At 65.8% G+C, this 23,883-nt stretch carries 25 protein-coding genes; 10 read left to right on the forward strand and 15 right to left on the reverse strand.

The annotated features are described in order from the left end of the window. The first annotated feature begins 77 nt into the window (after positions 1 to 77). Positions 78 to 1,118, forward strand: a complete 1,041-nt coding sequence (locus IEY28_RS02465) for a M48 family metalloprotease (protein WP_188994225.1) — start codon at positions 78 to 80, stop codon at positions 1,116 to 1,118. A 1-nt stretch (position 1,119) separates the two neighbouring features. On the opposite strand, the gene IEY28_RS02470 is transcribed toward IEY28_RS02465, so the two are convergent. After that, the gene (locus IEY28_RS02470; protein WP_188994227.1) at positions 1,120 to 1,857 is read right to left on the reverse strand and encodes an NAD(P)/FAD-dependent oxidoreductase; all 738 of its coding nucleotides are present in this window, start codon (positions 1,855 to 1,857) and stop codon (positions 1,120 to 1,122) included. 153 nt (positions 1,858 to 2,010) lie between these two features. Between IEY28_RS02470 and pan1 the strand changes: the two genes are divergently transcribed. Continuing rightward, entirely contained in the window at positions 2,011 to 3,225 is a 1,215-nt protein-coding gene (gene pan1 / locus IEY28_RS02475) for a proteasome-activating nucleotidase Pan1 (protein ID WP_188994229.1), read from the forward strand. Positions 3,226 to 3,299: 74 nt separating this feature from the next. Next, positions 3,300 to 3,881 carry a DUF420 domain-containing protein gene (locus tag IEY28_RS02480; RefSeq protein ID WP_188994231.1) on the forward strand — a complete coding sequence of 194 codons (582 nt, stop codon included), beginning with the start codon at positions 3,300 to 3,302 and terminating at the stop codon, positions 3,879 to 3,881. 103 nt (positions 3,882 to 3,984) lie between these two features. Here the strand turns inward: IEY28_RS02480 and IEY28_RS02485 are convergent, their stop codons facing one another. The 7 genes from IEY28_RS02485 to IEY28_RS02515 form a co-directional block, all read right to left on the reverse strand. Continuing rightward, positions 3,985 to 5,811 (reverse strand): outer membrane protein assembly factor BamB family protein, encoded by a 1,827-nt coding sequence (locus IEY28_RS02485; protein ID WP_188994233.1) that lies wholly within the window; start codon positions 5,809 to 5,811, stop codon positions 3,985 to 3,987. Then, positions 5,808 to 10,652: a glucodextranase DOMON-like domain-containing protein gene (locus IEY28_RS02490; protein ID WP_188994235.1), complete on the reverse strand. Its 4,845-nt coding sequence runs from the start codon at positions 10,650 to 10,652 to the stop codon at positions 5,808 to 5,810. Before IEY28_RS02490 ends, IEY28_RS02485 begins: the two co-directional genes overlap by 4 nt. A 353-nt stretch (positions 10,653 to 11,005) precedes the next feature. After that, positions 11,006 to 11,746, reverse strand: a complete 741-nt coding sequence (locus IEY28_RS02495) for an ABC transporter permease (protein WP_188994237.1) — start codon at positions 11,744 to 11,746, stop codon at positions 11,006 to 11,008. After that, on the reverse strand, positions 11,743 to 12,684 hold the full coding sequence (locus IEY28_RS02500) for an ABC transporter ATP-binding protein (protein WP_188994239.1): 942 nt from the start codon (positions 12,682 to 12,684) through the stop codon (positions 11,743 to 11,745). The genes IEY28_RS02495 and IEY28_RS02500 overlap by 4 nt, the downstream gene beginning before the upstream one ends. A 49-nt stretch (positions 12,685 to 12,733) precedes the next feature. Continuing rightward, positions 12,734 to 12,964 (reverse strand): Rdx family protein, encoded by a 231-nt coding sequence (locus tag IEY28_RS02505; protein WP_166969266.1) that lies wholly within the window; start codon positions 12,962 to 12,964, stop codon positions 12,734 to 12,736. 33 nt (positions 12,965 to 12,997) lie between these two features. After that, positions 12,998 to 13,684, reverse strand: coding sequence for a DUF7546 family protein (locus IEY28_RS02510; protein ID WP_188994241.1), 687 nt, complete (start codon positions 13,682 to 13,684; stop codon positions 12,998 to 13,000). Beyond that, entirely contained in the window at positions 13,681 to 15,093 is a 1,413-nt protein-coding gene (locus IEY28_RS02515) for a heme o synthase (RefSeq protein WP_188994243.1), read from the reverse strand. Before IEY28_RS02515 ends, IEY28_RS02510 begins: the two co-directional genes overlap by 4 nt. 188 nt (positions 15,094 to 15,281) lie before the next feature. Between IEY28_RS02515 and coxB the strand changes: the two genes are divergently transcribed. Further along, positions 15,282 to 16,049 (forward strand): cytochrome c oxidase subunit II, encoded by a 768-nt coding sequence (gene coxB / locus IEY28_RS02520; RefSeq protein WP_188994245.1) that lies wholly within the window; start codon positions 15,282 to 15,284, stop codon positions 16,047 to 16,049. A 60-nt stretch (positions 16,050 to 16,109) separates the two neighbouring features. After that, entirely contained in the window at positions 16,110 to 16,541 is a 432-nt protein-coding gene (locus IEY28_RS02525) for a MaoC family dehydratase (protein ID WP_188994247.1), read from the forward strand. Here IEY28_RS02525 and IEY28_RS02530 read toward each other — a convergent pair. Together IEY28_RS02530 and IEY28_RS02535 are read right to left on the reverse strand one after the other, a co-directional pair. Next, positions 16,538 to 16,801 carry a hypothetical protein gene (locus tag IEY28_RS02530; protein WP_188994249.1) on the reverse strand — a complete coding sequence of 88 codons (264 nt, stop codon included), beginning with the start codon at positions 16,799 to 16,801 and terminating at the stop codon, positions 16,538 to 16,540. The two genes, IEY28_RS02525 and IEY28_RS02530, sit on opposite strands and share 4 nt — an antisense overlap. A 68-nt stretch (positions 16,802 to 16,869) precedes the next feature. After that, a complete protein-coding gene (locus IEY28_RS02535; RefSeq protein WP_188994252.1) occupies positions 16,870 to 17,631 on the reverse strand; it encodes a CAP domain-containing protein in 762 nt (253 codons plus the stop codon). Positions 17,632 to 17,765: 134 nt separating this feature from the next. Here IEY28_RS02535 and srp19 point away from each other — a divergent pair, with 134 nt between their 5' ends. Genes srp19 through IEY28_RS02550 form a run of 3 tightly spaced genes read left to right on the forward strand, consistent with a single transcriptional unit; the run spans position 17,766 to position 19,336 of the window. Continuing rightward, positions 17,766 to 18,044, forward strand: coding sequence for a signal recognition particle subunit SRP19 (gene srp19 / locus IEY28_RS02540; protein WP_166969280.1), 279 nt, complete (start codon positions 17,766 to 17,768; stop codon positions 18,042 to 18,044). Beyond that, positions 18,041 to 18,268: an H/ACA ribonucleoprotein complex subunit GAR1 gene (locus tag IEY28_RS02545; protein WP_188994254.1), complete on the forward strand. Its 228-nt coding sequence runs from the start codon at positions 18,041 to 18,043 to the stop codon at positions 18,266 to 18,268. The genes srp19 and IEY28_RS02545 overlap by 4 nt, the downstream gene beginning before the upstream one ends. Before the next feature lie 60 nt (positions 18,269 to 18,328). Then, entirely contained in the window at positions 18,329 to 19,336 is a 1,008-nt protein-coding gene (locus IEY28_RS02550; RefSeq protein ID WP_188994256.1) for a presenilin family intramembrane aspartyl protease PSH, read from the forward strand. On the opposite strand, the gene IEY28_RS02555 is transcribed toward IEY28_RS02550, so the two are convergent. Both IEY28_RS02555 and IEY28_RS02560 read right to left on the reverse strand, forming a co-directional pair. Further along, on the reverse strand, positions 19,333 to 20,334 hold the full coding sequence (locus tag IEY28_RS02555; RefSeq protein ID WP_188994258.1) for an ornithine cyclodeaminase family protein: 1,002 nt from the start codon (positions 20,332 to 20,334) through the stop codon (positions 19,333 to 19,335). The genes IEY28_RS02550 and IEY28_RS02555 overlap by 4 nt on opposite strands. 83 nt (positions 20,335 to 20,417) lie before the next feature. Further along, positions 20,418 to 20,639 carry a DUF8015 family protein gene (locus IEY28_RS02560; RefSeq protein WP_166969285.1) on the reverse strand — a complete coding sequence of 74 codons (222 nt, stop codon included), beginning with the start codon at positions 20,637 to 20,639 and terminating at the stop codon, positions 20,418 to 20,420. A gap of 511 nt (positions 20,640 to 21,150) precedes the next feature. On the opposite strand from IEY28_RS02560, the gene IEY28_RS02565 reads away from it, so the two are divergent. Then, positions 21,151 to 21,318: a DUF7331 family protein gene (locus IEY28_RS02565; RefSeq protein WP_188994261.1), complete on the forward strand. Its 168-nt coding sequence runs from the start codon at positions 21,151 to 21,153 to the stop codon at positions 21,316 to 21,318. Between the two features lie 84 nt (positions 21,319 to 21,402). Here IEY28_RS02565 and IEY28_RS02570 read toward each other — a convergent pair whose 3' ends face one another. Together IEY28_RS02570 and IEY28_RS02575 are read right to left on the reverse strand one after the other, a co-directional pair. Continuing rightward, positions 21,403 to 21,822 carry a DUF3054 domain-containing protein gene (locus tag IEY28_RS02570; protein ID WP_188994263.1) on the reverse strand — a complete coding sequence of 140 codons (420 nt, stop codon included), beginning with the start codon at positions 21,820 to 21,822 and terminating at the stop codon, positions 21,403 to 21,405. 20 nt (positions 21,823 to 21,842) lie between these two features. After that, positions 21,843 to 22,424: a class I SAM-dependent methyltransferase gene (locus tag IEY28_RS02575; RefSeq protein WP_188994265.1), complete on the reverse strand. Its 582-nt coding sequence runs from the start codon at positions 22,422 to 22,424 to the stop codon at positions 21,843 to 21,845. A 79-nt stretch (positions 22,425 to 22,503) separates the two neighbouring features. Here IEY28_RS02575 and IEY28_RS02580 point away from each other — a divergent pair, with 79 nt between their 5' ends. Beyond that, the gene (locus IEY28_RS02580) at positions 22,504 to 23,028 is read left to right on the forward strand and encodes a GNAT family N-acetyltransferase (protein ID WP_188994267.1); all 525 of its coding nucleotides are present in this window, start codon (positions 22,504 to 22,506) and stop codon (positions 23,026 to 23,028) included. On the opposite strand, the gene IEY28_RS02585 is transcribed toward IEY28_RS02580, so the two are convergent. Then, complete coding sequence (locus tag IEY28_RS02585) at positions 23,025 to 23,831, reverse strand: DUF8054 domain-containing protein (RefSeq protein WP_188994269.1); 807 nt, start codon at positions 23,829 to 23,831, stop codon at positions 23,025 to 23,027. The genes IEY28_RS02580 and IEY28_RS02585 overlap by 4 nt on opposite strands. Between the last annotated feature and the right edge of the window lie 52 nt (positions 23,832 to 23,883).

The following is a 23,883-nucleotide window of genomic DNA, read 5'->3' on the forward strand; positions in this document are numbered from 1 at the left end:
TATTGTCCTTGTTCAGGCTACGTCTTGACCCACCAGAAGGATTTTGACGTGTTGACAGTAAGGTATCAGTACGCCCCATGCGGAGACTCACCCGCCGTATCCTCCTGACCCTCTCGCTGTTGCTCGCCGTCGACGTCGCCGTCGTCGCGACAGTCGCGTACCTCCTGACGCCGTGGCTCTCGCCGGTCCGTGACGCCGTCGCGGCGGCACTCCCGGTCGGTTCCGGCGTCGCGTGGTGGGTCGCGGTCGTCTCGCCCGCCCTCGTCGCGTTCGTCTGGGCGCAGTTACGGTACACGCGCGCGCAGACGCTCGCCGAGGCGGACGCACGCGAGGTTTCACGCGAGGAGTACCCCGACCTCCACGACCGGGTCCAGCGACTCTGTCAGCAGGCAGATATGACGATGCCGACGCTCGCCGTGGCAGAGCGCGACGTGCCGAACAGTTTCGCCGTCGGGACGCTGGGCAGTGCGACCGTCGTCGTCAGCGCGGGGTTGCTCGCGACCCTCGACGGCGACGAACTCGACGCCGTTCTCGCCCACGAGTTGATGCACGTCTCGAACCGCGACGCGACGGTGATGACGCTGGCGAACTTCCTGCCGGCGCTCACCAACGGCGAGTACGGCCCGCTCGACGACCTGCTCCCGGGTACTCGCGGGAGTCGGCTTCTCGTCGCGGCGGTCGGACTCGCCGTCGCCTACGTCCTCAGCGCCCGCTTCCTCGACGCCCCCTTCGGGTCGGTCTCCTTTACCGTCGGCTTCCTCGTGGTGTTCGGCCTGACAGTCGTCCTCGGAGGGGTCTTGCTGGGCGTGTTCACCGCGCCCGTGGTCGTGCTGGCGCGGTCGCTCTCGCGTGCGCGAGAGTTCGCCGCCGACCGGAGCGCCGCGAAACTCACCGGGAACCCCTCGGCACTCGTCGGCGCCCTCCAGACGCTCGACGCCGACGCGACGCCGACCCCGGAGACCGACAAGCGACGGGCCTACGACGGCGTCCGAGGGCTCTGTTTCCTCCCGTACGGGTTCGAGGACTCGGGCGAGGACGAGTTCCACGTCGAGACACGTTCGCACCCGCCGACCGCCGACCGCATCGAGCGCCTCGGCGAGGTAGCCGGGGACCTCTGAGTTACTCCTCGTCGGCGACGCTGGGGTGCATCGTCGGTTCGCCCGGCATCGGTTCCTCGAAGTACCGCTGCATCATCTCCAGTGACTCCTGCTCGCGGCGCTTGCGCTCTTCCTCGTCGATCTCTTCACAGCCCGGTGGCACCTCGCGGTCCCGTCCGGTGAAGTACCCTTCCGGCGCCGTCCAGTCGTGATAGAAGTCGACGTCGCTGTCCTCGATGAGCGTCAGGCCGACCTGCGCACCGTGGCCCGCGGCGACGATGGTCTGGTGGTGCTGTTCGGCCAGTCGGCCCGCCGCGTAGAGACCGTCGACGGCGGTTCGCCCGCAGTCGTCGACGCCGACGAACTCCTTGGTCCCGCGGTCGACGAGGTCGACGTCGAGGCCGTCCAGATACGTCGCGTCGGCCCACGAGGCCGCGACGACGTAGTCGGATTCGAACGCCTCGCCGTTCTCGACGGTCGTCTCGAACCCGTCGTCGGTCGCCGTGACTCGCTGGACGCGTCCGTCCACGAACCACGCCCCCGCTCGGCGGGTCTGTGCGCGGATGAGTTCGAGCAGGAGACGCGGGTTGACACCGGCCGGGAAACCGGGGTAGTTCTCCAGATGGGCGTTGCGGTTCAGGATGGATTCTCCGGTCGAGACGATTCGGGTCGAGAGACCAGCGCGTGCGGTGTATATCGCCGCCGAGAGGCCGGCGACGCCGCCACCGACCACGACGACCGATTCTGGTTCGTCGGACATACGCGGCGGTTGCTTGCCCCCCGACAGAAACCTACCGGTTCGGTGTGAATCCGCTCGAATGTCGGGAACGGTGTTCTAGAGCCCTCTAATGGCCGTATCGAATGCTGGCACTACCCGAAGCCTCATAATGATTCACCCACTAGAGGTGGCGTAATGACCGACACCGTCGACGAGGTCGACCTGCCCTACGACGAGGACGCCTCACAGCAGAAGAAGATCGAGGCGCTGCAGGAGCGACTCGAGGTGCTCGAAGCACAGAACGAGGAGATGCGCGACAAACTGCTGGACGCCAACGCCGAGAACAACAAGTACCAGCAGAAGCTCGAACGGCTGACCCACGAGAACAAGAAACTCAAGCAGTCGCCACTGTTTGTCGCCACCGTGCAGGAACTCAGCGACGACGGCGTCATCATCAAACAGCACGGCAACAATCAGGAGGCGCTCACCGAGGTCACCGACGAGATGCGCGAGGGCCTCGAACCCGACGACCGCGTCGCCGTCAACAACTCTCTTTCTATCGTCAAGCAACTCGACAACGAGACGGACGTGCGTGCCCGCGTGATGCAGGTCGACCAGTCGCCGGACGTCACGTTCGCCGACATCGGTGGCATCGAAGAACAGATGGAAGAGGTCCGCGAGACGGTCGAGATGCCGCTCATCAGTCCCGAGATGTTCGAGGACGTCGGCATCGACCCGCCGAGCGGCGTCCTGCTCCACGGTCCGCCCGGGACGGGCAAGACGATGCTCGCGAAGGCCGTCGCCAACGAGACCGACGCCACCTTCATCAAGATGGCCGGGTCCGAACTCGTCCACAAGTTCATCGGCGAGGGCGCGAAACTCGTCCGCGACCTCTTCGAACTCGCCCGGCAGGAGGAACCGGCGGTCGTCTTCATCGACGAGATAGACGCCATCGCCGCCAAGCGGACCGAATCGAAGACGAGCGGCGACGCCGAGGTCCAGCGGACGATGATGCAACTGCTCTCGGAGATGGACGGCTTCGACGACCGGGGTGAAATCCGCATCATCGCCGCCACCAACCGCTTCGACATGCTCGACCGCGCCATCCTCCGGCCCGGCCGGTTCGACCGCCTCATCGAGGTGCCAAAGCCCGACTTCGAGGGCCGCAAGCAGATATTCAAGATTCACACGCGCGGCATGAACGTCGCCGACGACGTCGACTTCGAGGGTCTCGCCGAAGACGTCGAGGAGGCTTCCGGGGCCGACGTGAAGGCCATCTGTACCGAGGCCGGGATGTTCGCCATCCGCGACGACCGCACCGAGGTCACGATGGACGACTTCCTCGACGCCTGGGAGAAGATCCAGCAAGAAGAGACCGAAGACGAAGACGTCTCCCGGACCTTCGCCTGACTGTGGCGGCCCGGTAGACGCGGTCCGCGTCGGGTTCCAGAACACAGAAACCGCTCGCTTTCTCACGTGGTAGTATGGCCGTCGCAGATAGACTCCAGTCGCGTGCCCGTGCATCTCCGAGACGCGTCACCGCCACCGTCTCCGTCGTCGGCTACGCCCTCGTGTTGGGGACGTTCGGCGGATTCCTCCCGTTCCCGTCGATCAGCAACCAGACCGTCATCCTCCTCTCCGACGCTATCGCCGTCATCAACGCGGCCGCACTGAGTGCTATCGTCGCCGGCGTCTACTTCATCAAGACCGACCAGATCCGTAAGCACCGTGGGGCGATGCTGACGGCGTTCGCACTCATCCTCGCCTTCCTCACGCTGTATCTGCTCAAGGTCGGTGGCGGCTTCGAGAAGGAGATACAGGCCGAGGGCCTCGTCTGGGGGGCCTACATCGTGATGCTGGCCGTCCACATCCTGCTGTCGGCGGTGTCGGTTCCCGTCGTCGTCCACGCCGTCGTGTTGGGGCTCTCTCACTCCGTCGCGGAACTCCGCGAGACGGCCCACGCACGCGTCGGTCGCATCGCCGTCGCCGCGTGGGGTCTGAGCCTCTTCCTCGGACTGGTCACGTACGTGATGTTGAACCACGTCTACGGCTGGGTGCCTCGCTGAGCCGCGGTACCTCTGTTCTTTCCGCGCTCCGTCGCCGCCGACAGCCGTGTCGCCACTTCCGAACCCAGCGTCGAAAGCAGACCGTCGGTGACGGCCTGACCGATTAGTTCTCGCGGCGGGCGGCGAGGAGTGCCGCTGCCACTACGGCCAGCAGTGCGATAGCCGCCGTGAAGCCGGGTCCACTTCCGGACGTGGCTTCTTCGTCACCGCCGTCGTCCGATTCCTCGCTCTGGTCTGTAGAATCAGGCGTGTCAGTCGACGCTGTGCCGGTCGATTCCGGCGTGTCCGTGACCGCCTCGGTGGCCGTCGAACCCTCGGTGGTCGCGGTCTCCGTCGTCTCCGAACCGTCGCCGTCGTCGGGTTCGGCCGGCGTGGCGGTCGCATCCGTCCCCTCGGGCGTCGGCGTTTCGGTGGTCGTCGGGTCGTCGCCGGAGTCACTGCCACCGCCACCACCGCCACTGCTCGATCCAGAAGCGACAGTGATCGTCGTGGACTGGGACCCGACCGACACCGTCGGATACCCGACGGTGACGAATTTGTGGTCGAAGGTCACCGTCTTGCTCGACCCTTTCGCGATACTGACGCGCTCGGTGTCGACGACCTGTCCGTCGACGGTCAGTCGTGCGGTGTAGGTCCCGTCTGCCGTCCCGGCGTTCGAGACGTCCGCTTCGACGGTTCCGATATCACCCTCGGTGACGCCACCGGGAGCGCTGATGCCCGTGACCGAGAAGGCCGCGTTGGCGTCGAGGAACTGCACGACTGCGCCGTCGTCGGTACCGACGTACAGCGCGTCGTCGGCCACGGTCGGTGCGGTCGCCATCGCCGACGAGGCCGCCGTCGCACGCGCCTTCGTACTGCCGTCACTGGCGTCGAGCAGGGACACGTCACCGGTGTCGGTACCCACGAAGACGGTCCCGTTGGCAGTCGTCACCGACGCGCCGAAGGTGTTTTTGGTATCGACAGTCGCGGTCCACTGCTGACTCCCGGAGCTATCGATATCGTGTGCGGCGACGGTGCCGTCGGTCGTCCCCACGACGGCCATCCCTTTGTGGATGGCGGGGCTGGCGAAGCTGCTGCCGTACGAACTGGTGTCGGCCCACTGCTGGTTGCCGTCCGTGTCGTAGGCCGCGACCGTCCCGTCACTCGCGGTGACGACGATTCGCTGGCCGTCCTCGGTGACGGCCGGCGAGTTCAGCGCCCCGCTCGCGACGTCGTTCGTACTCTGGGCGCTCAGGTCGCCCGCAGAGAGCATGTGCAGGGTGCCGCTGCGGTCACCGACGTAGACGCGGTCGCCGTACACCGCCGGCGTCATCGCGCCGGCGGGACTGCCCATGTCGTAGGCGGCACTGACCTGCGTGCCGTCGTTCGATAGCTTGTAGACGTGACCGTCCTCGCTCGCGACGTAGAGGCTCCCGCCGTCCCCGACAGTGACGGAACCGGCAAACGAGCCGAAGTCGGCGCCGTTGCTGTCGGTACTACGTTGCCACGTGATGGCACCGGTGGCCGCGTCCAGTGCATAGACGCTGCCGCCGTCCGTCGCGACGTAGACGCTGCCGCCGTCGTAGGCGGGCGAGCCGAACACCGGCCCGTCGACGCTGGTCTCCCACGACAGCGAGCCGTCGCCCTCGGCGTAGGCCTTCACGGCCGAGCCGTCACCGACGTAGACCGTATCGCCGCTGACGGTCGGTCCGGAAGCGACGTCGGTTCCCTGATTGCCTGCACGCCACCCGCTCGTGACGCTGGCGTAGTCGGGCGCGTCGGAGGCGTTCCCGGTGTTTTGCTGGTCGAACTGGAAGGTCTGCCAGTTGCCGGCCGCGTTGCCGACCGCGCTCGCCGACCCGACTGGCGCGAGCACGCCCGCGGGAATCGCAAACACCGCGAGCACTGCGACCGAGAGCGCGAGGAGCTTGCGCTCGGGCGCGTCGCTCATTGGTCCGCCACCTCCGAGGCGATATCGCGGAGGTCGCTGTAGTCGGGTACCAGTCCTCCCGTGCCCGGCACCGCGCTGTTCGACTCGTAGGCGTCACGCACCGTCTCGAAGTGGGTGCTGGAGACTGGGGCATCGTCGGCCCCGGCGACCGCTTCTCGGATGCTGTTCGCGACAGCGTCCCCGTCGACGAACGGGATGTCGTAGCCGTCGAAGTCGTCGTCGCCGGTGATGTCGCTTGCCGTCGGGTCGAGGACGTCGGCCTGCGAGGCGCCGTCGGGCAGGATGACGTCGATGACGTTGTTGTGGTTCCCGTTGGAGCCACCACCGAACGCGTAGCTGCCACTACTCGCCTGCACCTGACGGATACCGGCCGTTCCGAAGCCGTTGTAACTGAACATCATCGGGACGATATCTGCCCCGCGGATGCCGGACGGGATAGTCGACTTCGGAACCGTAATCTCGATTGCGGAGAACAGGTCGACCGCTCTCGTACTCACCCCGCTGTCCGCGTCGGCGACGACGTTCCAACTCCCGTCCTCGACGACCGGAATCTTCGCGGTGCTGTTCGGGACGTCGGTACTCGAAGCGAACCCGTGTGCGACGATACGACGGTGGTAGGCCTCCTCGAAGACGTTCTCGGCACTGCCACCGGCGTGGACGCCCTCTCGACTGTAGGTGTTCGAGTTGGCTGCACCCGTATCGCGGACGTATATCTGGATGTGCTGGAGCCCGTAGCCGTAGTCACCACCGAACGGGTCCCGAAGCTTCGGGAGATGGACGTGGAACCGGTAGTTCGACCCGTCGTCGTAGACGACCACCCGTTCCATATCGTAGTCTTCGGGGGTTATGTCGTCCGTCGAGGGGTAGCTGAACGCGTTCGCCCCGTCGGCGGACGTGGCCGGCCCGTACGGGTCGCCGGTGTCGTCGGCCAGCGTGGCGATACGTTCGGTGTCCGTTCCGAGTTCCGCTCGGTACACCTGTGTGAACGGCAGGGTCGCGCGCGTGTCGTCGTCGTAGTAGAGCAGTTCGTCCTGCGTCTCGTCGGACCGCGGCGGGACGAGTACGTCCATGACGCGTGGCGCGTTGTCGGCGGCACCGGCTTTCGCGCCGACGATGGGGTCACTGATCCCGACGTCGTCGACGCTGTTTACGACGGGACGGAAGCCGCCGAACCGCTCGGACCCGACGACCGGAAGGACCTCCATGTCCGCGACGTTGATGTCGTCGAACGCCGCCTTCTCTACGGGCAGGATGACCGTGTTGCTGTCGCGGTTGACGAACGGATCGATGCTGACCGTTCCACTGCCGGTGGTCAGGTCGTTCCCATCACTGTCGATGGCGCTCGAAGCGAACCCGCTCACTGCGACGCGGTAGTGCCACGCCGACGCGAAGTTCGCCTGCAGGCCGATGTCCCCGTTCTCGGTCAGGCTTCCGTCAGACCGGGTCGAGTCCCGGACCCACAGCACGAAGTAGTGCGGCGAGAAATCGCCGCCGAACACGTCGTAGAGGTTCGCGACGTCGTACTGGAAGTAGTACTTCGACTCGTCCTCGTAGATGGTGAACTTCTCGAGGTCGAACGCGCCGTCACGGAACGTCGACCCTTTCTGGCTCTCGGGGAACCCGTAGCCGGCACCGAGTCCGTCGTCGCCGGGGTCTGTGTACTCGGCGACGAGGTCGCCCGGCTGGACGGTGATACTCTGTTGGGCTAGTTGGGTGCCCGTCAATCGGTCGACCAGCGTGACCGTGTAGGAGCCCGCCTGCGTGATGTTGTAGCCAAGGGTGAACGTCTCCCCGGTCGTCGCCGAGGGTGCGAGCCGGATGTTCTCGATTGCGTCCGTCTCGCCACCGAGCTGGACGTCGATCGGCGTCCCTCCCACGAAGTCGTTGTTCCCGTCGTGTGACGCCGTGACTTCGATGAACGACTTGCCCAGTCCCGGCTGGGTCGTAGTGAAGTTGACGCTGTCTATCGTCTGTGTCGGTTGGGCGTACGCCGAGAGGGTCGACGCCTCGTTCGACGTCGCCGGTGTCAAGCGGAGTGCGACCCCACCACTGCGCCCCATCGTCGCCAGTACCGTGTCGCCGGTGGTGACGATGGACTCGGTGTGGCGAATCGCTGTCGGGTTCGTATCGACGTCCGTCCCGGCTGCGTCGGTGTACATCTCCATCTTCCACCCGTTCGTCTTCGACGCGAGGAAGTCAAGCGGCGCCTCCACCGCGCGCCCGCTACCGTCGGTCATCGCGCCGACGTACCATTCCTCGCCCTTGCGGCGGGCAGTGACGATGTAGTCGCCGATGGACGAGTCGACGACGACGGTCTCGTCCCAGCCACCGGCGGGCACGTCCTCGATGTACTCGAAGTCCGGTTCGGACTCGACGTTCTCGTTTGCGACCTGACTGTCGGTCAGGTCGGTGTAGGTCGCCGGGAACGGCGCGCTGGCGCCCTTCGCTGTGATGCCGACCGTGTTCACGTTGATGCCGCCGACGTCGCCCGTGAACGTGTCGCCGGAGTCGTCGTAGTCGACGACGATAGCGACGGTGTTGTCGCCCTGAGCGAGTTCGACGTCGACCGAGTGAATCTGCCAGTCGTCCCAGTAGTCGGTGAACGACGGCGAGACGGTCTGTGTCGAGCCGTTGACGTCGAGCGTGAATTGCGGGTTGCCGTTGTCGATGACTCGCTGGGCGTTCTCCGTGTCGTCGCTGGCATAGCGCAGGTGGAGCGTATAGGTGCCCGCGCTCGGGACGTTCTTCACCGTGAACGACACCTTCGACCCCGACGCCTCGCGGTTGGGGTCGACCGGGACGTAATGGGTCCCGAAGGCGTTGCGCCAGTCGTCCGCGGTGATCATTCCATCGAGCGTGCCCGACGGAGCCTGGACGTACTCGCCGACCTCGAACTCGTCGCTGATGTACGCCTCGACCCGGTCTGCGGCCATCTGGATGCCCGCGTTGTACGTGGGGTACATCGCGAGTTGCTTCGCGCGGGTCGTCTGCACCTGATCACCGGTCGAGTCGTTGAACGTGATGTCGAAGATGCCGGGCTGGTAACTCGTCGGGCCGGCAAGCATCCGGGTGAACGGGAGCGTGACGTGGTGTTCCCGGCCGACGTTCGAGCCGAGCGCACCGAAGCCGTCGTACTCCTGTGCTTCGACGACTTCGCGGGCGGCGACGTTCGGATACGTGCGTCGTTCACCCGTGGGCTTGATGCCCTCGTGAATCTCCAGCATCTGGCGTTCGCCGGCAGCCTCCTCGATGACGGTCCGATGGTGGTTGACCGCCAGTTGACAGTGCTGGTTGTGGCTCGGCGTCGACTGGTTGTCCCCGAACAGGCCGGGGTCCGAGACGTAGCCGTTCTTGATAGAGTGGATGCCGGCGTCGTCGTACTGCGAGAAGATGCCGTCGCTCAGTATCTCCGTCTCGTAGTTCGGGATGTTCCCCGACGTCTCGTTGTGGATGGTGAACTCCACGGGGTTCGAGAGGGACGACCCGTAGTTGGTCACCGTCGACACGTCGAAATCAGGGTACGAATCGGCCACGCCCATCTCCAGTGACGCGCCGGTGTCGCTGGCGTCGGACCCGTAGGAGTCCCACCCCTTGTTCCAGCCTTCGGCCAGCACGCTGTCGATGCTGTTCTGGCTGGCAAAGCGCATGTATCGTTTCATCCGCTCGGTGCGCGCCCCGTGGATGTACGCGGCCGGGTCGTTGCCGTTGTTCGATATCTCGCTGTCGGTCTTGTACTCCCACTTGGCGTTGCCGGCGATCATCGTCCACCAGATGCCGATGTACTTCTTCGGGGTCAGCCAACTCGTGTCGACGCCGCCGTTGCCGTCGCTCGGCAACGCGGAGTCGTCGCGGTCCTCGTTCAACAGCGGGATGAGCGAGGATTCCACGAGGTCTCCGGGACTCGTGGCGAACTGGATGGTCCGCCACGGCGTCGTGTTCGGTGCCTGCAGGGACGCCTTCGTGTTGTCCGGAAGCGGCGCGAGTTGCGTCGTGAAGTCCGTCCCACCGCTGTCGGACTGTGCGACGATAGAGGCCGTCGAGTAGTCGTCTAAGTTGGCCTCGTGGACGCTCATGTACGCGTTCTCGCCCGCCTTGATGGTCAGCGGGGTGTGTGCGCCGGTTCGAATCTCGTTGTCGTTGGGCCGGATGGTCCGCGTCCCGGCGTCGATTTCGCTGAGTTTCGATTCCGTGTACTCCTGCTCGAAGCGCGGATTGACGAACTCGTTTTTGATCCACCACGCCGTGTAGTCCCCCGCGAAGTTGAACTGCGTGTTCTCCGAACTGACGACGAGGGCGCCGCTGTTAGCCGCGAAGTCGTCGTCGAAGACGAACCGGAACCCGATGCCGTCGTCGAAGACCCGAAACTCGAGGTTCCCCGACCGCCCCGGACTGTTCGTCTCTTCCAGTCCGAGACGGAGGTAGTTGTAGTCCTGCGAGACGGAAGCGTACTGGTCCCACTCCGGTGTCCAGCTCTCCGTCTCGGTGCCGCTCTCGCTCCCCGTGACGGTGATGGTCGTACCAGTGCTGCCGTCTGAACCGGCGCCGAACGTCGGCTGATTCTGGAAGTCGAAGCCGAGGGTCGACGAGTCGACGTACGTCGCACCGTTGAACGCGACGCTGTACGTCGGCGTCCCCCCCGACACGTCGACAGTCACCCCGATGCTGCCATCAGGTGACGAAACCGATTGTGTGTCACTGTCGTCCCCACCAGTGACCTGTGCGGCTACGTCCTCGGGCACGTCTTGCGTGTACGCCGCTGCTGCCAGAAGCGACGCCACGCCGCCGAGGAACTCTCGACGACCGAGAGCGTTTAGTGTTTGTTGAGATTGTCTACTAACCATTTCCACCTCAGTAAGACGAGTTGTGCAACATAAATCCAACGGTTATGTTCGATTATGACAGTCTAGGACCGGCACAGAAATAAAATATCGATGACAAAAATCCGAAACCGTCGGAGGTGAGCGGTCGCTTTCGCAATTGAGTCGTAGCAACGTCGGCGGAGACGCGTCTGCCGCCCTACTTCGACTCAATCACGTGCGAGCGATAGCACAAGAGAGGGTGTCAGAAGGCAGTCGGGACGCGGGCGACTCCGACGGGGGTGAGTACCGCAATGCCGATCAGCCTCTGGCGGCCGCCGAGGTCGGTCGGGTACGTCGCGAGTTGCTCCGCGCGGTATCACACACCGGGGTGGTGTTCAGTCGGTCCGCGGGAGGAGTCGCGCACCGACGAGGAACCCGACGACGGCACACGCCGTCAGGACGGCGAGCGGGACCAGCGAGTCGCCGACCCCGGTCGTCACCGCCCGTACGCCGCGCGAGAAGTACGTCAGCGGCGAGAGCCACGTCGGAAGCCACGCTGGCAGGAGCGACGGCGGCACGAACGTCTCCGAGAGGAAGAGTAGGGGGAGCGCGATGCCGTTGCTCGCAGAGATGACGCCGTCCTGTGAGTCGGCCAGACTCCCGAGCATCGCGCCCACGCCACAGAACAGCGCCACGCCGAGGACGACGAACGGGACCAACAGCGGCGAGAACGCTATCTCCGCCCCGGTGAGGACGACCATCAGGCCCAACAGGACGATGCCAGCGAGGCCGATGATGACGACGTTGACGAGCGTCTGGGCGAGGAGCCACTCGGGCCGGGTCAACGGCGTCGTCGCCAGTTTCTCGAAGCGGTTCCCGTCGCGGTGTCGTGCGACTTCGCTTCCGACCCGGGAGAGCGGCGTGAACAGGACGACGACGGCGAGGTAGCCCGGCGCGTAGTAGGCCGGCGGTTCGGTGAACAGACCGCCACCGCCGGGTCGAGTCTGGACGAGGACGCCGAAGATGACGACGATGATGAGCGGGAAGAAAAACGTGAAGAAGACGGCGGTCCGCCGACGCAGGAACGCCAGCGCCGCCGCGCGAGACTCCGCGCGAAGTCGTCCCAGTCTGCTCATCGGGCACCCCCCGCCGTCGCCTCGTCACCGCGCGGTTCGCCGCCACGGCCGACGCCCGTGCCGGTCAGTTCGAGGTAGACGGCTTCGAGGTCCGGCTCTGTCCACGTCAGACTGTCGTAGCCGACGCCCGCCGCGTCGAGTTCGTCGACGACGCTCCCGATGGACTCGGGGCGTACGCCGTAGACGACGAGCGTTCCGTTTCGGAGCGCGGTCCGAGCGGGGTAGTCGATGGCGTCCGGCACCCCTTCGTCGAAGGTGCCGTCGACGAGCAGCTGGCTGTCACCGCCGTGGTCGGCTATCAGCGTCTCCGGGTCGTCGAGCGCGACGAGTCGCCCCTCCGAGAGCAGGCCGACCCGGTCCGCGAGTCGCCGCGCCTCCTCCATGTAGTGTGTCGTCACGACGATCGTGACGCCGCGGTCGGCCAACCCCTCCAGCAGGTCCCAGAGTGACTGCCGACCGGCGGGGTCGATGCCAGTCGTCGGTTCGTCCAGAAACAGCAGGTCCGGGTCGTTGATGAGCGCCGTCGCCACGCAGGTCCGGCGCTGTTGCCCACCAGAGAGGTTCTCGTAGGTGGTGTCTGCGGTGTCGGCGAGTCCAACGTCCGCGAGCACGGCGTCTACGTCCCGGGTCTCGTCGTACAGCCCCGCGTAGTAGGCGACGAGTTCGCGAGCAGTGAGACGCTCGTGCGGTGAAAACGACTGTGGCAGCAGGCCGATACGGTCCCGCTCGACGGCGGTCGGCGGCGTCCCGAACAACTCGACGCGGCCCTCGGCGTCGGTCGTCCCTGTCAGGGCCCGAACGAGTGTCGTCTTTCCGGCCCCGTTCGGCCCGACGAGCGCCAGCACTTCTCCCGCCGTCGCGGAGAGCGACACGCCGTCGAGCGCGACGGTGTCGCCGTACGCCCGGCGGACGTCCTCGGCGACCAGTACCTCGTCCATACCCCACCGTCGGGTACCGCCGCCGAAAGCCGTTCCGCTCTGTCTGCGGTTACAGTCGGTCCCGCACGCGACGGACGATGTCGTCGACGTCGTAGTCGTGCTCGTCCTTGTCGTACACTGTCTCGCCCTCGACGTCGACGCGGAACACGCCGTGGTCGCCCATCACGAGACTCATCCGGTCCAGTTCACCCTCGACGCCGTTCAAGATGGCTCGCTCTACGTCTAACGCACGCTCGCGGAACCCACACGGGACGCAGTATTCGATGCTGACTTCGCTCATACCCGGGCTTCGAGGGCCGGGCACAAAACGGCTTCAGTTCCGGAGGCGGCCGACCAGCGTCACGTCGAACCGGTGGGCGGCGTACAGCAGCCCCACCGACACGAGGTAGACCAGCGTGGACGTGCCGTAGGACTGGGCCATCGCCGCCTGATACAGCGCACCCCCGACGCCGAGGGCACCGCCGACGACCGAAGCCACGATCGGGAGAACACAGCTCACACAGGAGAACAGACCGAGGATGCCGCCGGCCAGACCCCCGCTCGCGTCCAGCACGGTTACGTACAGTAGGTACGCCAGCGAGAGGTAGCCCGCGACTTTCCAGGGCAGGACCACCGCCGCGAGCGTCGTGCCGCTGTACACCAGACCCGGCGAGAACCCGGGCGGGGCCGCGAGAATCCACCTGAGGCCGGTCCCTTGCCCCCCGGTCCCGAACACGCCGCCCACGTACGCCAGTACGAGCCAGTAGCCGACCGCGACGGCGAAAGCCGCCCCCTTGCGCCGCGCCGACGCCGTCGGCGGGCGAACCGTCGCGAACACGAGCGCGGCCGCGTTCAACCAGACGAACGGGAACGCCAGCGTGACCGGGTCCGTGGTCGGTGCGTCAGCGAGGCTCACGTAGGCAAGCACCAGCAAGACCTCGGTGTTGAGAACGGCACCCCACCGGACGAGCGTCTCCTGATCGGGCAAACCGTCGGCGAGGGTCGCGGTGGTCGTGCTCATAGGACGAGGGCGTCGACGACGATGGCGAGCAGTAACATCCCGAGGTAGGCGTTCGAGGCGTGGAACGCGCGGAACGCGGCGGCCTCGGTCTGTTTGCGGTGAAGTTCCACCACGGCCCAGAGGAAGACGGCGCCCAGTGCCGCCGAGGTAAGCGCGTACAGCCATCCGAGCGACGTCAGCGACGCCAGCACGCCGGAGGCGACGAGCGTCGCCCCGAGGTAGTAGACGATGTGTTTGCGCGTCTCCGTCTCCCCGCGGACGACGGGCATCATCGGGAACCCGCCGGCCTCGTAGTCGTCCTTGTACGCGAGCGCGAGGTTGTAGAAGTGCGCCGGCGTCCACAGGAAGATGACGCCGGCCAGCGCCAGTCCCGGGAGGCCGATGGTCCCGTCGACGGCGGCCCAGCCGATGAGCGCGGGGAGCGCCCCCGCGGCCCCGCCGAGGACCGTGTTCTGGACGGTGTTGGGCTTCAACACGAGCGTGTAGACGACGCTGTAGAACAGAATCGCCGACAGGCCGAGGGCGGCGGCGAGGACGTTGACCTGCCAGAATAGGGCCAGCGCCGCGAGCGCCAATCCAACGCCGAAGGTGAGCGCGTTCCGAACCGGAATCTGGTGGGTCGCGATGGGGCGGTCCGAGGTGCGGTCCATCCGCTTGTCGATGTCCCGTTCGAGGACGTGGTTGAACGTTCCCGAGGCACCGATTGCGAGGACGCCGCCGCCGAGGGTCAAGACGACGGTACGAACGGTGAGTCCCGAACCGGACGTCAGTGCCGGGTCCGCCGCAAGTGCCATCCCCGCTCCGGCGACGAGACACAGGAGCCACATCAGGCGTGGTTTCATCAACCGGAAGTAAGCGCCGACGGTGGCGACGACTCGGTCGCGCCCCGACAGTGTCGGGGTCGGTGTGGGTTCGCCCCCGTCGCCGGGCATCGGGTCGGGTTCGGGGTTCGCGACACGTTCGTCGTCGTCGCTGCCCGTCTCCGCTTCCAGATGCCACGCGAGCGCGAGGACGAACGACGTGAAGATGGCCATCCCCGTCGCGAGGTGGGCACTGGGGAGTTGTCCCGCAGCGCCGGTCGTCGCGACGAAGGCACCGAGGGCGACTTGCACCGGATACAGTGCGAGGCCGGTCACGAGCGCCGCCTTGACGCGGCGTCGGGTCGCCGTCCGGAGGCCGACGCCGACGGTCACGAGCGTGAGGACGCCGACTGCGGCGGCGGTCAGTCGGTGTCCGCGAGCTATCAGCAGGTCGGGGTTTTCGAGCGTGACTGGGCCCTGACACAGCGGCCACGTCGTGCATGCTGTCACTGCGTCGGTGATCGCGGCCGTCGCACCGGCGATGACCAGCAGATAGACGCCGACGGCCGTGGCGGCCAGCAGTCCCGAGAACGCCCTGCGCTCTGCCATTGGTGTAGCCTTCGGCGGCGGACACTTAGACTCCTCGCTTTTCCAGCCGCCTCCGCAGACGCACACCCTTTATTTGGCGGTGTAGCGGTCCGTTTCCGAGGGGGAGACGACTGCACAGAGAGTCACCGACAGAGACCGGGTGAGGGCAAGACAGCAGTTATTTATCCCCGAAATCCTAAGCCGCGCACATGACCCGGAGACGCGCCGGTCTGGTCGCTCTGTTCGGCGCTGCGTTACTCGCGCTCGCCGCCGAACCGGTCGCAGCACAGCCGTCCGCCTCGACGACGGTACGACAGATTTGGGATCTGAACCTGAGCCTGCTCTACGTCGCTATCCCGATTACCGTACTGGTCGAGGGGATTCTCATCTACACCGTCTGGCGGTTCCGCAATCAGGACGAACCGCTCCCGACGATGGAGAACCGCCGCCTCGAAATCACGTGGACCATCGCGACGGCAATCATCCTCCTGTTCGTGGGCGTCGCCTCGTATCAGGTGATGGCGAGCCCCTACGTCACCGCCGAAGCGGGTGATCAGGCGGCCCTCCAGCAGGAGAACCCCGAACGCATCGAAGTGCAGGCGTACCGCTACGGATGGTCGTTCTACTACAACGGTTCGAGCTTCAGTAACACCGCCGAAGCGACGTCGACCGGGACGCTCCGATTGCCGGCGGATCGGGAAGTCGTGTTGCGGGTGACGTCACGCGACTGGCTCCACGCCTTCCACGTCCCGAGCCTCGGCCTGAAAGCCGACGCGTTCCCCGGCCAGTACAACCGCCTGCGGACGGTGCCGGACGAGCCCGGAACCTATCAGCTCTACTGTGCGGAGTACTGTGGCTCCGGCCACTCGAAGATGCTGGGTACCGTGCAGGTGATGCCACAGGACGAGTACGACCAGTGGATCGCCGACCAGCAGTCGAGCGGTAACGGCAGCCAGCAGAACCAGACCAGTAACTGATTCTCGCGGTTCGTATCCGTTCGCCGCAACTGTTAGGCGGCAGCACGGACTGTGTCTGCCATGGAGTACTTCGAGGACCTCACGGTCGGTGACACACGGGAGTTTGGCGCCTACGAGGTCACGCGCGAGGAGATAACCTCCTTCGCCGGCCGGTACGACCCACAGCCGTTTCACACGGACGAAGACGCCGCAGAGGAGTCCATGTTCGGCGGTCTCGTTGCCAGCGGGTGGCACACCGCGGCGATGACGATGCGACTGCTCGTCGAGCATCAGCTATCGGGGTCGGGCGCGATGGGGGCGCTCGGCGTCGACTCGCTCCGGTGGCCGACGCCGGTCTACCCGGGCGATACGCTCTCGGTCAGGACCGAAGTCGCCGAAAGGGACGTGTGGGACGAGGACCGGGGGCGCGTCGCCATCGAGGTGACCACGACCACGCAGGCCGACCAGACGGTTCTCTCGATGATCGGACAGGTTCTCTGGCGCCGTCGCTAGTCACCCGTGACCGACTGCGGCGTTCCGCTCCCAGCGGCCAGTAGTTGCTGGCCATCGTCGGTAATCCGGTAGACCGGTTCGTGTGAAACGCGCTCTACGAGGTCTCGCTCTGCGAGTGCTACGAACCGAGGTCGCGGCGCTTCGACCGAGAGCGGACAGCGGGCAGCGGCGACGGTCGGGGAGTTCGGCCCGACCTCGGCGAGTGCCCACAGGAGTGCCCGGTCGACCGGGGCCGAAGAGTCTCCAGTTGGTTGTTGCATGGTAACGTCTAACACGACAGTTTGGTGCCCAGAACTTAAACGTGTCGCCGAGTCCGAGCGCCGACGCCCTACCCGCAGATGTTTGCAGTCGCGTAGACGTCACCCTGCTCGGTGACGTTGATGCCGACGCCCATCCGTTCGGCGTTCTCGTAGCTCAGCCGTTCGCGGTACGGTCGGGTCTCGAACCAGTTCTCGACGATGGCTTTCGCGACTTCGCGGTTGCCGGCGTTGAACTGCTCTCGGTTGTCTTCGGTGTAGGTTCGACCGGCGACGGTCTTTCCGATCGCTTCGAAGTCGTTGCCGTCTGGCCGGCGGGTGAACTGCTTCCCGGCCGCCTGGAACGTACAGGTGGTATAGAGGTCGTTTTTCCGGTATCGGTCGGCGCTATCGACGCCGTCTATCTCGTGGACGGTCGCTCCCTCGCCGGCCATCGCCACACTGTGGCCTCGGGCCATCGACGCGATTTGGCGTGCGGTTCGCCCCTCTGCAGACATCGGGTCGAGCCGTCGCTCCTGTCGCTCTTCGTTGACGAACTTGACCACCAACTCCTCGATTTTGGTCTCGTTGTAGTATCGCGCCGGCACGTACGCTTCGCGCTCGGTCGGCTGTGGCGTCGACGTCTCCACTGGTGTCGCCGTCGCCGTCGCGGTCTCGGTCGTCGGCGTCTCAGTGGTCGGCGTCGAAGTACTGGCACTACCGTCGCCGTCGTCGGCCGCGCCGTCGGCGGCTGTCTCAGTTTGTGCTCCGCCTTCGTCCTGCGGGGCGGCGGCCGACCCGCCGAGTTGCATCCCGACCACGATGCCGACGCTGAGTGCAGCGACGAGCACCACGATCGAAACCCCCAACACCGATTTATTAACCATGGTTCCCACTCATATCCCAGTTGGTAATGTAAGTTTCCCCCTACTGCGTCCTCGGACCCTCCGTCGGAAAGGCACATAAGCCCGCGGGGGCCACTCCCGGTATGGTCGAGAACGTCATCTGGCCCGCAGCGTTCGACGCGGACCGCTCACGCAGCGAAGGGCGCCGAGTCCCCCGTGACCTCGCCATCACGGAGCCGACAGTCGACGAGATAGCAAAGGCCGTCCAGCAGGTCGGCTACGACGCGGTCATAGAGCGTGACAAAGCCTATCCACGCGAGTACGAGGCGCGTGGCCGCGTGATCGTGAAAGACGCCGACGACGCGACCAAGACGGACCTCCTCGGGGCAGTGGCCGCGTACATGCAGGCCCTTCGCGAATGAAACGCGTCGGGTCCGTCGTCAGGACTGCACAGGGGTTGGCTATCGTCCGCTCACCCGACGACAGCCACCCCTCGCTCGGGACGGCACTCGTAGACGAGGAACTCCAGACGGTCGGTGACGTAGTCGACGTGTTCGGCCCCGTCGACCGACCGTACATGGCCGTCTCGCCCGACGACGGCGTTCACCTTCCCACCCTCGTCGGCGCGGCGCTGTACGCGCGGTGACCGTCTGCGGGGGCAAGCGTCTCCGTAACGCTCAAACCCGGTCCTGTCGGAGAGTGTCGCATGGATAGGCGCTGGCGTGTCGTCGCTGGATGTGGACTCATCGGACTCATCTTCCTGTTCGTTCAGTTGGGGGCGCTGGCACTGGTCGAGCCGTTCAAATCCGCCGGCTATCAGGCCGTCGAGGACCCCTCAGACCCGACGAACAGCGTCCTCTACATCGGTGCCATTCTCGTGGCGACCGCCGTGATGCTGCTGGCGTTTCGCTACGAGGCCGACCAGTTGATCCGCGCGCTGATCGTCTTTTCGGGGGCTTGGCTCTCGCTGTACGTCTTTCGCGTGTTGGTTCCGCCAGTCCTCGTCGTCGAGGGCGTCAACGTCCTCGCGGTCGGACTTGCGGCCCTGCTGGGGCTCGGCTTGCTCGTCCACCCGGAATGGTACGTCATCGACGCCGCGGGCGCGGTGATGGGCGCGGCGGGCGCCGGGTTGTTCGGCATCAGTTTCGGAGTCCTCCCGGCGCTCGTCTTGCTCTCCGTACTTGCCGTCTACGACGCCATCAGCGTCTACGGCACCGAACATATGTTGACGCTGGCGTCCGGAGTGATGGACCTCAAGGTGCCCGTCGTCCTCGTCATCCCGCTCTCGCTGTCGTACTCGTTCCTCGATGCGACGACGCCGGACCCGACGGGCGACGATGACGATGCGGCCACCGGCGGCGACGCAGGCGACGACGAAGACGGCGCGGCCGACGGGGACGCCGGGCCGCTCGACCGTGACGCGCTGTTCATCGGCCTCGGCGACGCCGTCATCCCGACGGTACTCGTAGCGAGTGCCGCCTTCTTCGCACCGGCGACGGTCGATATGGTACTCGGCATCCCACTCCCGGCCGTGACCGCAATGGTCGGCACCTTCGTCGGCCTCGTGATCCTCCTCTGGATGGTCCTGAAAGGCCGAGCGCACGCCGGTCTACCGCTGCTCAACGGCGGTACTATCGCCGGCTACATCCTCGGGTCGCTCGCCGCAGGTATCACGCTCGTCGAGGCACTGGGCATCGCACCGTACCTCGCTTAGTCCATCGCGCTACTCGCGGGCGCGAAGGGGATCTCCTCACCGACACCGGCCTCGCGGGCGCGGTCGTACAGCATCTTGCCGGCGGCCACCGTCTCGATGGCCGTCCCGCCCGAGTCGAAGACGGTGATGTCTTCCGGGGACGCTCTGCCCGGCGCGTCGCCGACGAGTACCTCGCCTAGCTCGGCGTGGACGTCGTCCTCGTCGACCGCTCCCGCCTCCATCGCGTGGATGAACGACCCGGCGTCTTGGGTCACGCGGGCCCGAAGGTCGGGCACGTAAGTCGCACGCTCGATGGTCGTCGTGTCGAGTTCGTGCTTTGCGGGGTGGTACTGTCCCATCGCCGTGACGTGTGTCCCCGGTTCGAGGACGTCGCCGTCGAAGACCGGGTCGCTGGCGTTCGTCGCCGTCACGACGACGTCGGCGCCCTCGACAGCGGCGGCAGAGGAGGCGACGGCCGCCACCGTCGCATCGAGGGCCTCGTTCATCTCGGCGGCGAACGCCTCTCGGTGTTCCTGTGTCGGCGAGAACACTTCGACGCGCTCTAGGTCCCGAACGCTCGCGGCCGCTCGGACCTGCCCTCGTGCCTGTGTACCGCTCCCGATGACCGCGAGGTCGGTAGCGTCGGCTCGTGCGAGAGCGTCGAGACCGACGGCGCCCGCCGCCCCGGTCTTCAGGGGGTTCATGCTCGCGCCGTCGAGCAGTGCCAGCGGCTCGCCCGAGTCGGCATCGAAGATGGGGAGTGCGAAGTGGGCGTCACGACCCTCGAATCCGGCGGCGTAAGTGTAGCCTCCCATCGCTCCCGTCTCGGGAAGGATTGCCAGATAGCCCGTGAGCATCCCGGCGGGGGCGTCGTTGAAAAGCGTCGTCCGGGGTTTCGCTGGGGCGCCGTGGCCCCGTTCTCTGTAGCCCGCCCGGACGGGGTCGACGTACTCGTCCGGATCGGCGAGGTCAGCTATCTCGTCGCTCGTGAGGAACAGCGCTGTCGCGTCGGTCGACATACGTCCGTCTTCGGCCGACCGGTCCTTAACCTCGGTGGCGACACGCGGAGACAGCAGTAGAACTCTGTGACGGGTGCGTACTCTCAGTCCGCCGTCTGGACGGCGTCTGACTGTGCCCGAGAGTCGACCGGAACCGGATCGACGGGAGCGCGGACGAACATCGCGTGGCCGATGAGGCCCACAGCCACGACTGATGCCATCGGAATCGCCGTCGTCAGGGCGAAGCCAGCGACCGAGAGGACACCGGTGATTCCAGCCATTGCGAGCGGGATGAGTCCGAGAACAACGTCGTAGTAACCCGTCATAAGTGTGAATTATACTTCGTGCTATGGGCACATAAGTGTTTCCCGTAATCCTTGCATAGTATTCTATGTAGGCATCTGGTACTTTGTACAGAGCGTTTCTGAAGCATCCCTATAACTTATGGCGATATAGGTGGCCGGAATATCCGGTTAGAAGATGTGTACCGTTGGTTTCTGTTCATGCGAGCAGTACTGAGGGAAAGCCACACGATAGCTGTCCGACGGCTGATGGGACTGGACTGTCGGAGGGTCGACGGGACGAGAGGTGTGTCAGTAGGACGGGCTTCGCTTCGGTCACCGGACGAATCCGAGGCGTTCGAACGCCTCGTCGGATTAACGGAGTATATGCAACTCTACTTGCGGTTTTCAGTCTTTGAGAACGCCGTTTGGTAGTGATTAATGGCCGAGCGGCTGGTTTTTCGGAGTGATAACTGGGGGATAGTGCTTATTAACAACGGTGAAATACCGCATTATCACGGCAGTGAGGCGGGCGGCGCCGACTGCCATCAGGACAATGAGCACGAACGCCACGGACAACACGAGTGATGCCGGGACGGACGAATCGGCACGGCGATACGCCGAGCTGAACATCGGTGACGAGGAGTTCGTCATCTACGACCGAGAGAACCATCAGGCGTGGATTCAGTCCACGCTGTCACTCGACGTAGGCCAGCTTAGATAATCGTGGCGCCACGCTCGGCCGCTGGCCGGTGGCCCACTGACGAGGGGACACCAGCACCGACACGCTTGATTTAATACCGTATTTTCACGACGAGAGGAGGACCGTCGCACTCGCTCGCCAGAGACACAGGAGCGCCCCGCCGATACCGACGGAGACGACAGCGAACGTGAGTGCGGCGTCACCGTGGAAGTACGCCGTCGCGCGCAAGGCTTGTGCGACGACGACGGCGAGGACCCAGCTCACGATGGTGACGCTCAGCGACCGCTTGAGGTCTCCCGTGGCGTCACTGGCGTACATCCCCGCGACCCCGGCCACGAGGACCCACCCGATGAGAAACGGTGCCAGCGTCCCGGCAACGCGGCCGACGGCGACGAACGGGTTGTACCCGTGGGTGTACTCGCCGACGGCGACGAACAGGAGTATCGCGGCGACGTCGCCGACTGCGAGTGCCGCCGACGTGGCCGACAGTTCGATGCGACTCCGACCGACCGTCGAGACGCTCATAGCACCGATTCGGCCCGGAATCACTTTTCTCTCTCGTTTTCCCTGACGCCGGCGACGGTGTAGCCGAAGCCGCGCTCTACGACTGTCGGATGCAGTCCTGCCGTCGCCACCCGCCGCGTCAGTTCGTCCGGCGTGAAAAAGACCGAACCGAACCCGACGAGATGCTCTGCCGCGACGAGTCCCCGGCCGCGGAGCGTCGCGGGATTGAACTCCCGAACGACGAGGACGCCGCCGGGACGGAGGACCCGCGCGGCCTCCGAAATGACGGCGTCGACCTGCGCCATGTGATGGAGCGCGTCGACTATCAGCACCGCATCGACGCTCTCGGCCGCGAGCGGGAGACGGCCGGCGTCACCCGCGATGGCGGCGAGGCCGTGACTGCGTGCTCGCCGGAGCATCCCGGGGGCGGCGTCGACGACGATTCGCTCCGGCAGGTCGAGTCGTCTGATGGCCCGCCCGGGGCCGCCACCCACGTCGACGACTCGGTCGACCTCTCGGGTCGCCATCGCGAGACCGCGTCGTAGCTTGCTCGCCCGCGCCGGCGGCATCACGAGGTCGTACACCGGCGCGAACCGGTCGAACGCCCCGACGTCACCGTGCATACGTTCGCTTTCTCCGAGCGACCACAAAGTAGCTCTGGCGTCCGCAGGGTACAACTCGCTGGACGACGCCAGTAGTCGTATGGAGTTCGCCCTGCTCGGATGGCCCGATGACAGCCATCGACTCCGCCTCGACTACGAACGGTTCGCCTACGCCGGGAAGTTCGTGATGACTTCCACGGGGAAGGCCGTCGTCGGCGACGACGGCGTCGTGGCGGCGGCGGCGTTCGACGCGGACCACACCGACGCCGACACCCTGTGTGTCCGCTATATCACCGTGCGACAGGACCGACAGGGCGAGCGGTTCGGCGCCGAACTCCTCCGATTCGTCCGCGGCCGGGCGGTACAGCGAGGGTACGACCGGGTGACTATCGGCGTCAACAACCCGTTCTCGTATCAGGCGGCGTACCGTGCGGGGTTTTGCTTCAGCGGCGAAGAACGCGGTCTCGGGGAACTGGCACTCGAATGGCCCGGTGACCGTGACCCTGTCCAGTATCGGGCCGGACTCGACCTGTTTCGCGACCGTGACCTCTCCGAGGCGGAAATGTCGTTCCTCGCCGAGAAGCGCGACGCCGACCCGCCCGCCGTGGTTCCCGCGCCCGCTTAGACCGGGTTGGACTCGAACAGGCGCGCCTCACAGTCCCCACAGGAGACCGCTGCCACCTCGTGTTCGCTACAGCACGACTGTACCGTCTCGGTGCCGAACGTCGGCGTGCCGCCACAGCGCGGACAGGTATCGACGAACAGTCGAAGACCGTTTAGCACCTGTCCGCGCTGCGCGACCGAGAGGGTGTCCCAGTCGTCGGCCCGCTCCTGTAGTACCGCCGCTGCGGCGACGTCGGCTTCGAACGCCGGGCGTGACTCCCACGTCCCGACGTGGCGCTCGTCGACGTACGCGCGGAACGCGTCGCCGTACTCCTCGAACTCGACCGACGACGCTTTGACGCCCAGTCGTTCGAGCAACGTCGCGCGGTCCGGGTCGAGGTTGTCGACCGCGTCCTGCCACGCCTCGCTGTACCACTCGGTGAGACACAGGTCGTCACCGCAGGGTTCGACGGCGCCTACCTCCAGTAGCACACTCTCGACGTCGATCTCCGAGACTGGGCCGGGACTGTGTGCCTGCTCCGTCGGGTGCTTCCCGAACAGTCGCAGGACTCGCGTCGGGAGATATCGCTTCGTGAGCGTCGGCGTGCCGGGGACGAGATAGCCGCGCAGATAGATGGCCGCCGCCGCCGGCAGCGCGACGGCCAGTGCGACCGGGACGGCGAGTGCCGTCGCCCCGACCTCGACGGCGACACCGGCCGCCAGTATCGAGAGGACCGCGGCGACGAGGCTGTTGACGACCGTACACGGGAGACAGCGGTTCGCACCGGTGTACTCCGGTCGACGGAGCGTGTCGACGACTGTCATATCTGTTGGATGTGACAGCCACCCGTTTGTATCTTGCTCGTCCCGGGAGATT

This window comes from Haloarcula pellucida (assembly GCF_014647235.1).
Taxonomy (GTDB): domain Archaea; phylum Halobacteriota; class Halobacteria; order Halobacteriales; family Haloarculaceae; genus Haloarcula; species Haloarcula pellucida.

Bases quoted from the DNA above. Each gene is read 5' to 3' on its own strand.
- IEY28_RS02465 (WP_188994225.1), top strand. From the start codon at position 78: ATGCGGAGACTCACCCGCCGTATCCTCCTGACCCTCTCGCTGTTGCTC.
- IEY28_RS02470 (WP_188994227.1), bottom strand. From the start codon at position 1,857: ATGTCCGACGAACCAGAATCGGTCGTCGTGGTCGGTGGCGGCGTCGCC.
- pan1 (WP_188994229.1), top strand. From the start codon at position 2,011: ATGACCGACACCGTCGACGAGGTCGACCTGCCCTACGACGAGGACGCC.
- IEY28_RS02480 (WP_188994231.1), top strand. From the start codon at position 3,300: ATGGCCGTCGCAGATAGACTCCAGTCGCGTGCCCGTGCATCTCCGAGA.
- IEY28_RS02485 (WP_188994233.1), bottom strand. From the start codon at position 5,811: ATGAGCGACGCGCCCGAGCGCAAGCTCCTCGCGCTCTCGGTCGCAGTG.
- IEY28_RS02490 (WP_188994235.1), bottom strand. From the start codon at position 10,652: ATGGTTAGTAGACAATCTCAACAAACACTAAACGCTCTCGGTCGTCGA.
- IEY28_RS02495 (WP_188994237.1), bottom strand. From the start codon at position 11,746: ATGAGCAGACTGGGACGACTTCGCGCGGAGTCTCGCGCGGCGGCGCTG.
- IEY28_RS02500 (WP_188994239.1), bottom strand. From the start codon at position 12,684: ATGGACGAGGTACTGGTCGCCGAGGACGTCCGCCGGGCGTACGGCGAC.
- IEY28_RS02505 (WP_166969266.1), bottom strand. From the start codon at position 12,964: ATGAGCGAAGTCAGCATCGAATACTGCGTCCCGTGTGGGTTCCGCGAG.
- IEY28_RS02510 (WP_188994241.1), bottom strand. From the start codon at position 13,684: ATGAGCACGACCACCGCGACCCTCGCCGACGGTTTGCCCGATCAGGAG.
- IEY28_RS02515 (WP_188994243.1), bottom strand. From the start codon at position 15,093: ATGGCAGAGCGCAGGGCGTTCTCGGGACTGCTGGCCGCCACGGCCGTC.
- coxB (WP_188994245.1), top strand. From the start codon at position 15,282: ATGACCCGGAGACGCGCCGGTCTGGTCGCTCTGTTCGGCGCTGCGTTA.
- IEY28_RS02525 (WP_188994247.1), top strand. From the start codon at position 16,110: ATGGAGTACTTCGAGGACCTCACGGTCGGTGACACACGGGAGTTTGGC.
- IEY28_RS02530 (WP_188994249.1), bottom strand. From the start codon at position 16,801: ATGCAACAACCAACTGGAGACTCTTCGGCCCCGGTCGACCGGGCACTC.
- srp19 (WP_166969280.1), top strand. From the start codon at position 17,766: ATGGTCGAGAACGTCATCTGGCCCGCAGCGTTCGACGCGGACCGCTCA.
- IEY28_RS02545 (WP_188994254.1), top strand. From the start codon at position 18,041: ATGAAACGCGTCGGGTCCGTCGTCAGGACTGCACAGGGGTTGGCTATC.
- IEY28_RS02550 (WP_188994256.1), top strand. From the start codon at position 18,329: ATGGATAGGCGCTGGCGTGTCGTCGCTGGATGTGGACTCATCGGACTC.
- IEY28_RS02555 (WP_188994258.1), bottom strand. From the start codon at position 20,334: ATGTCGACCGACGCGACAGCGCTGTTCCTCACGAGCGACGAGATAGCT.
- IEY28_RS02560 (WP_166969285.1), bottom strand. From the start codon at position 20,639: ATGACGGGTTACTACGACGTTGTTCTCGGACTCATCCCGCTCGCAATG.
- IEY28_RS02565 (WP_188994261.1), top strand. From the start codon at position 21,151: ATGAGCACGAACGCCACGGACAACACGAGTGATGCCGGGACGGACGAA.
- IEY28_RS02570 (WP_188994263.1), bottom strand. From the start codon at position 21,822: ATGAGCGTCTCGACGGTCGGTCGGAGTCGCATCGAACTGTCGGCCACG.
- IEY28_RS02575 (WP_188994265.1), bottom strand. From the start codon at position 22,424: ATGCACGGTGACGTCGGGGCGTTCGACCGGTTCGCGCCGGTGTACGAC.
- IEY28_RS02580 (WP_188994267.1), top strand. From the start codon at position 22,504: ATGGAGTTCGCCCTGCTCGGATGGCCCGATGACAGCCATCGACTCCGC.
- IEY28_RS02585 (WP_188994269.1), bottom strand. From the start codon at position 23,831: ATGACAGTCGTCGACACGCTCCGTCGACCGGAGTACACCGGTGCGAAC.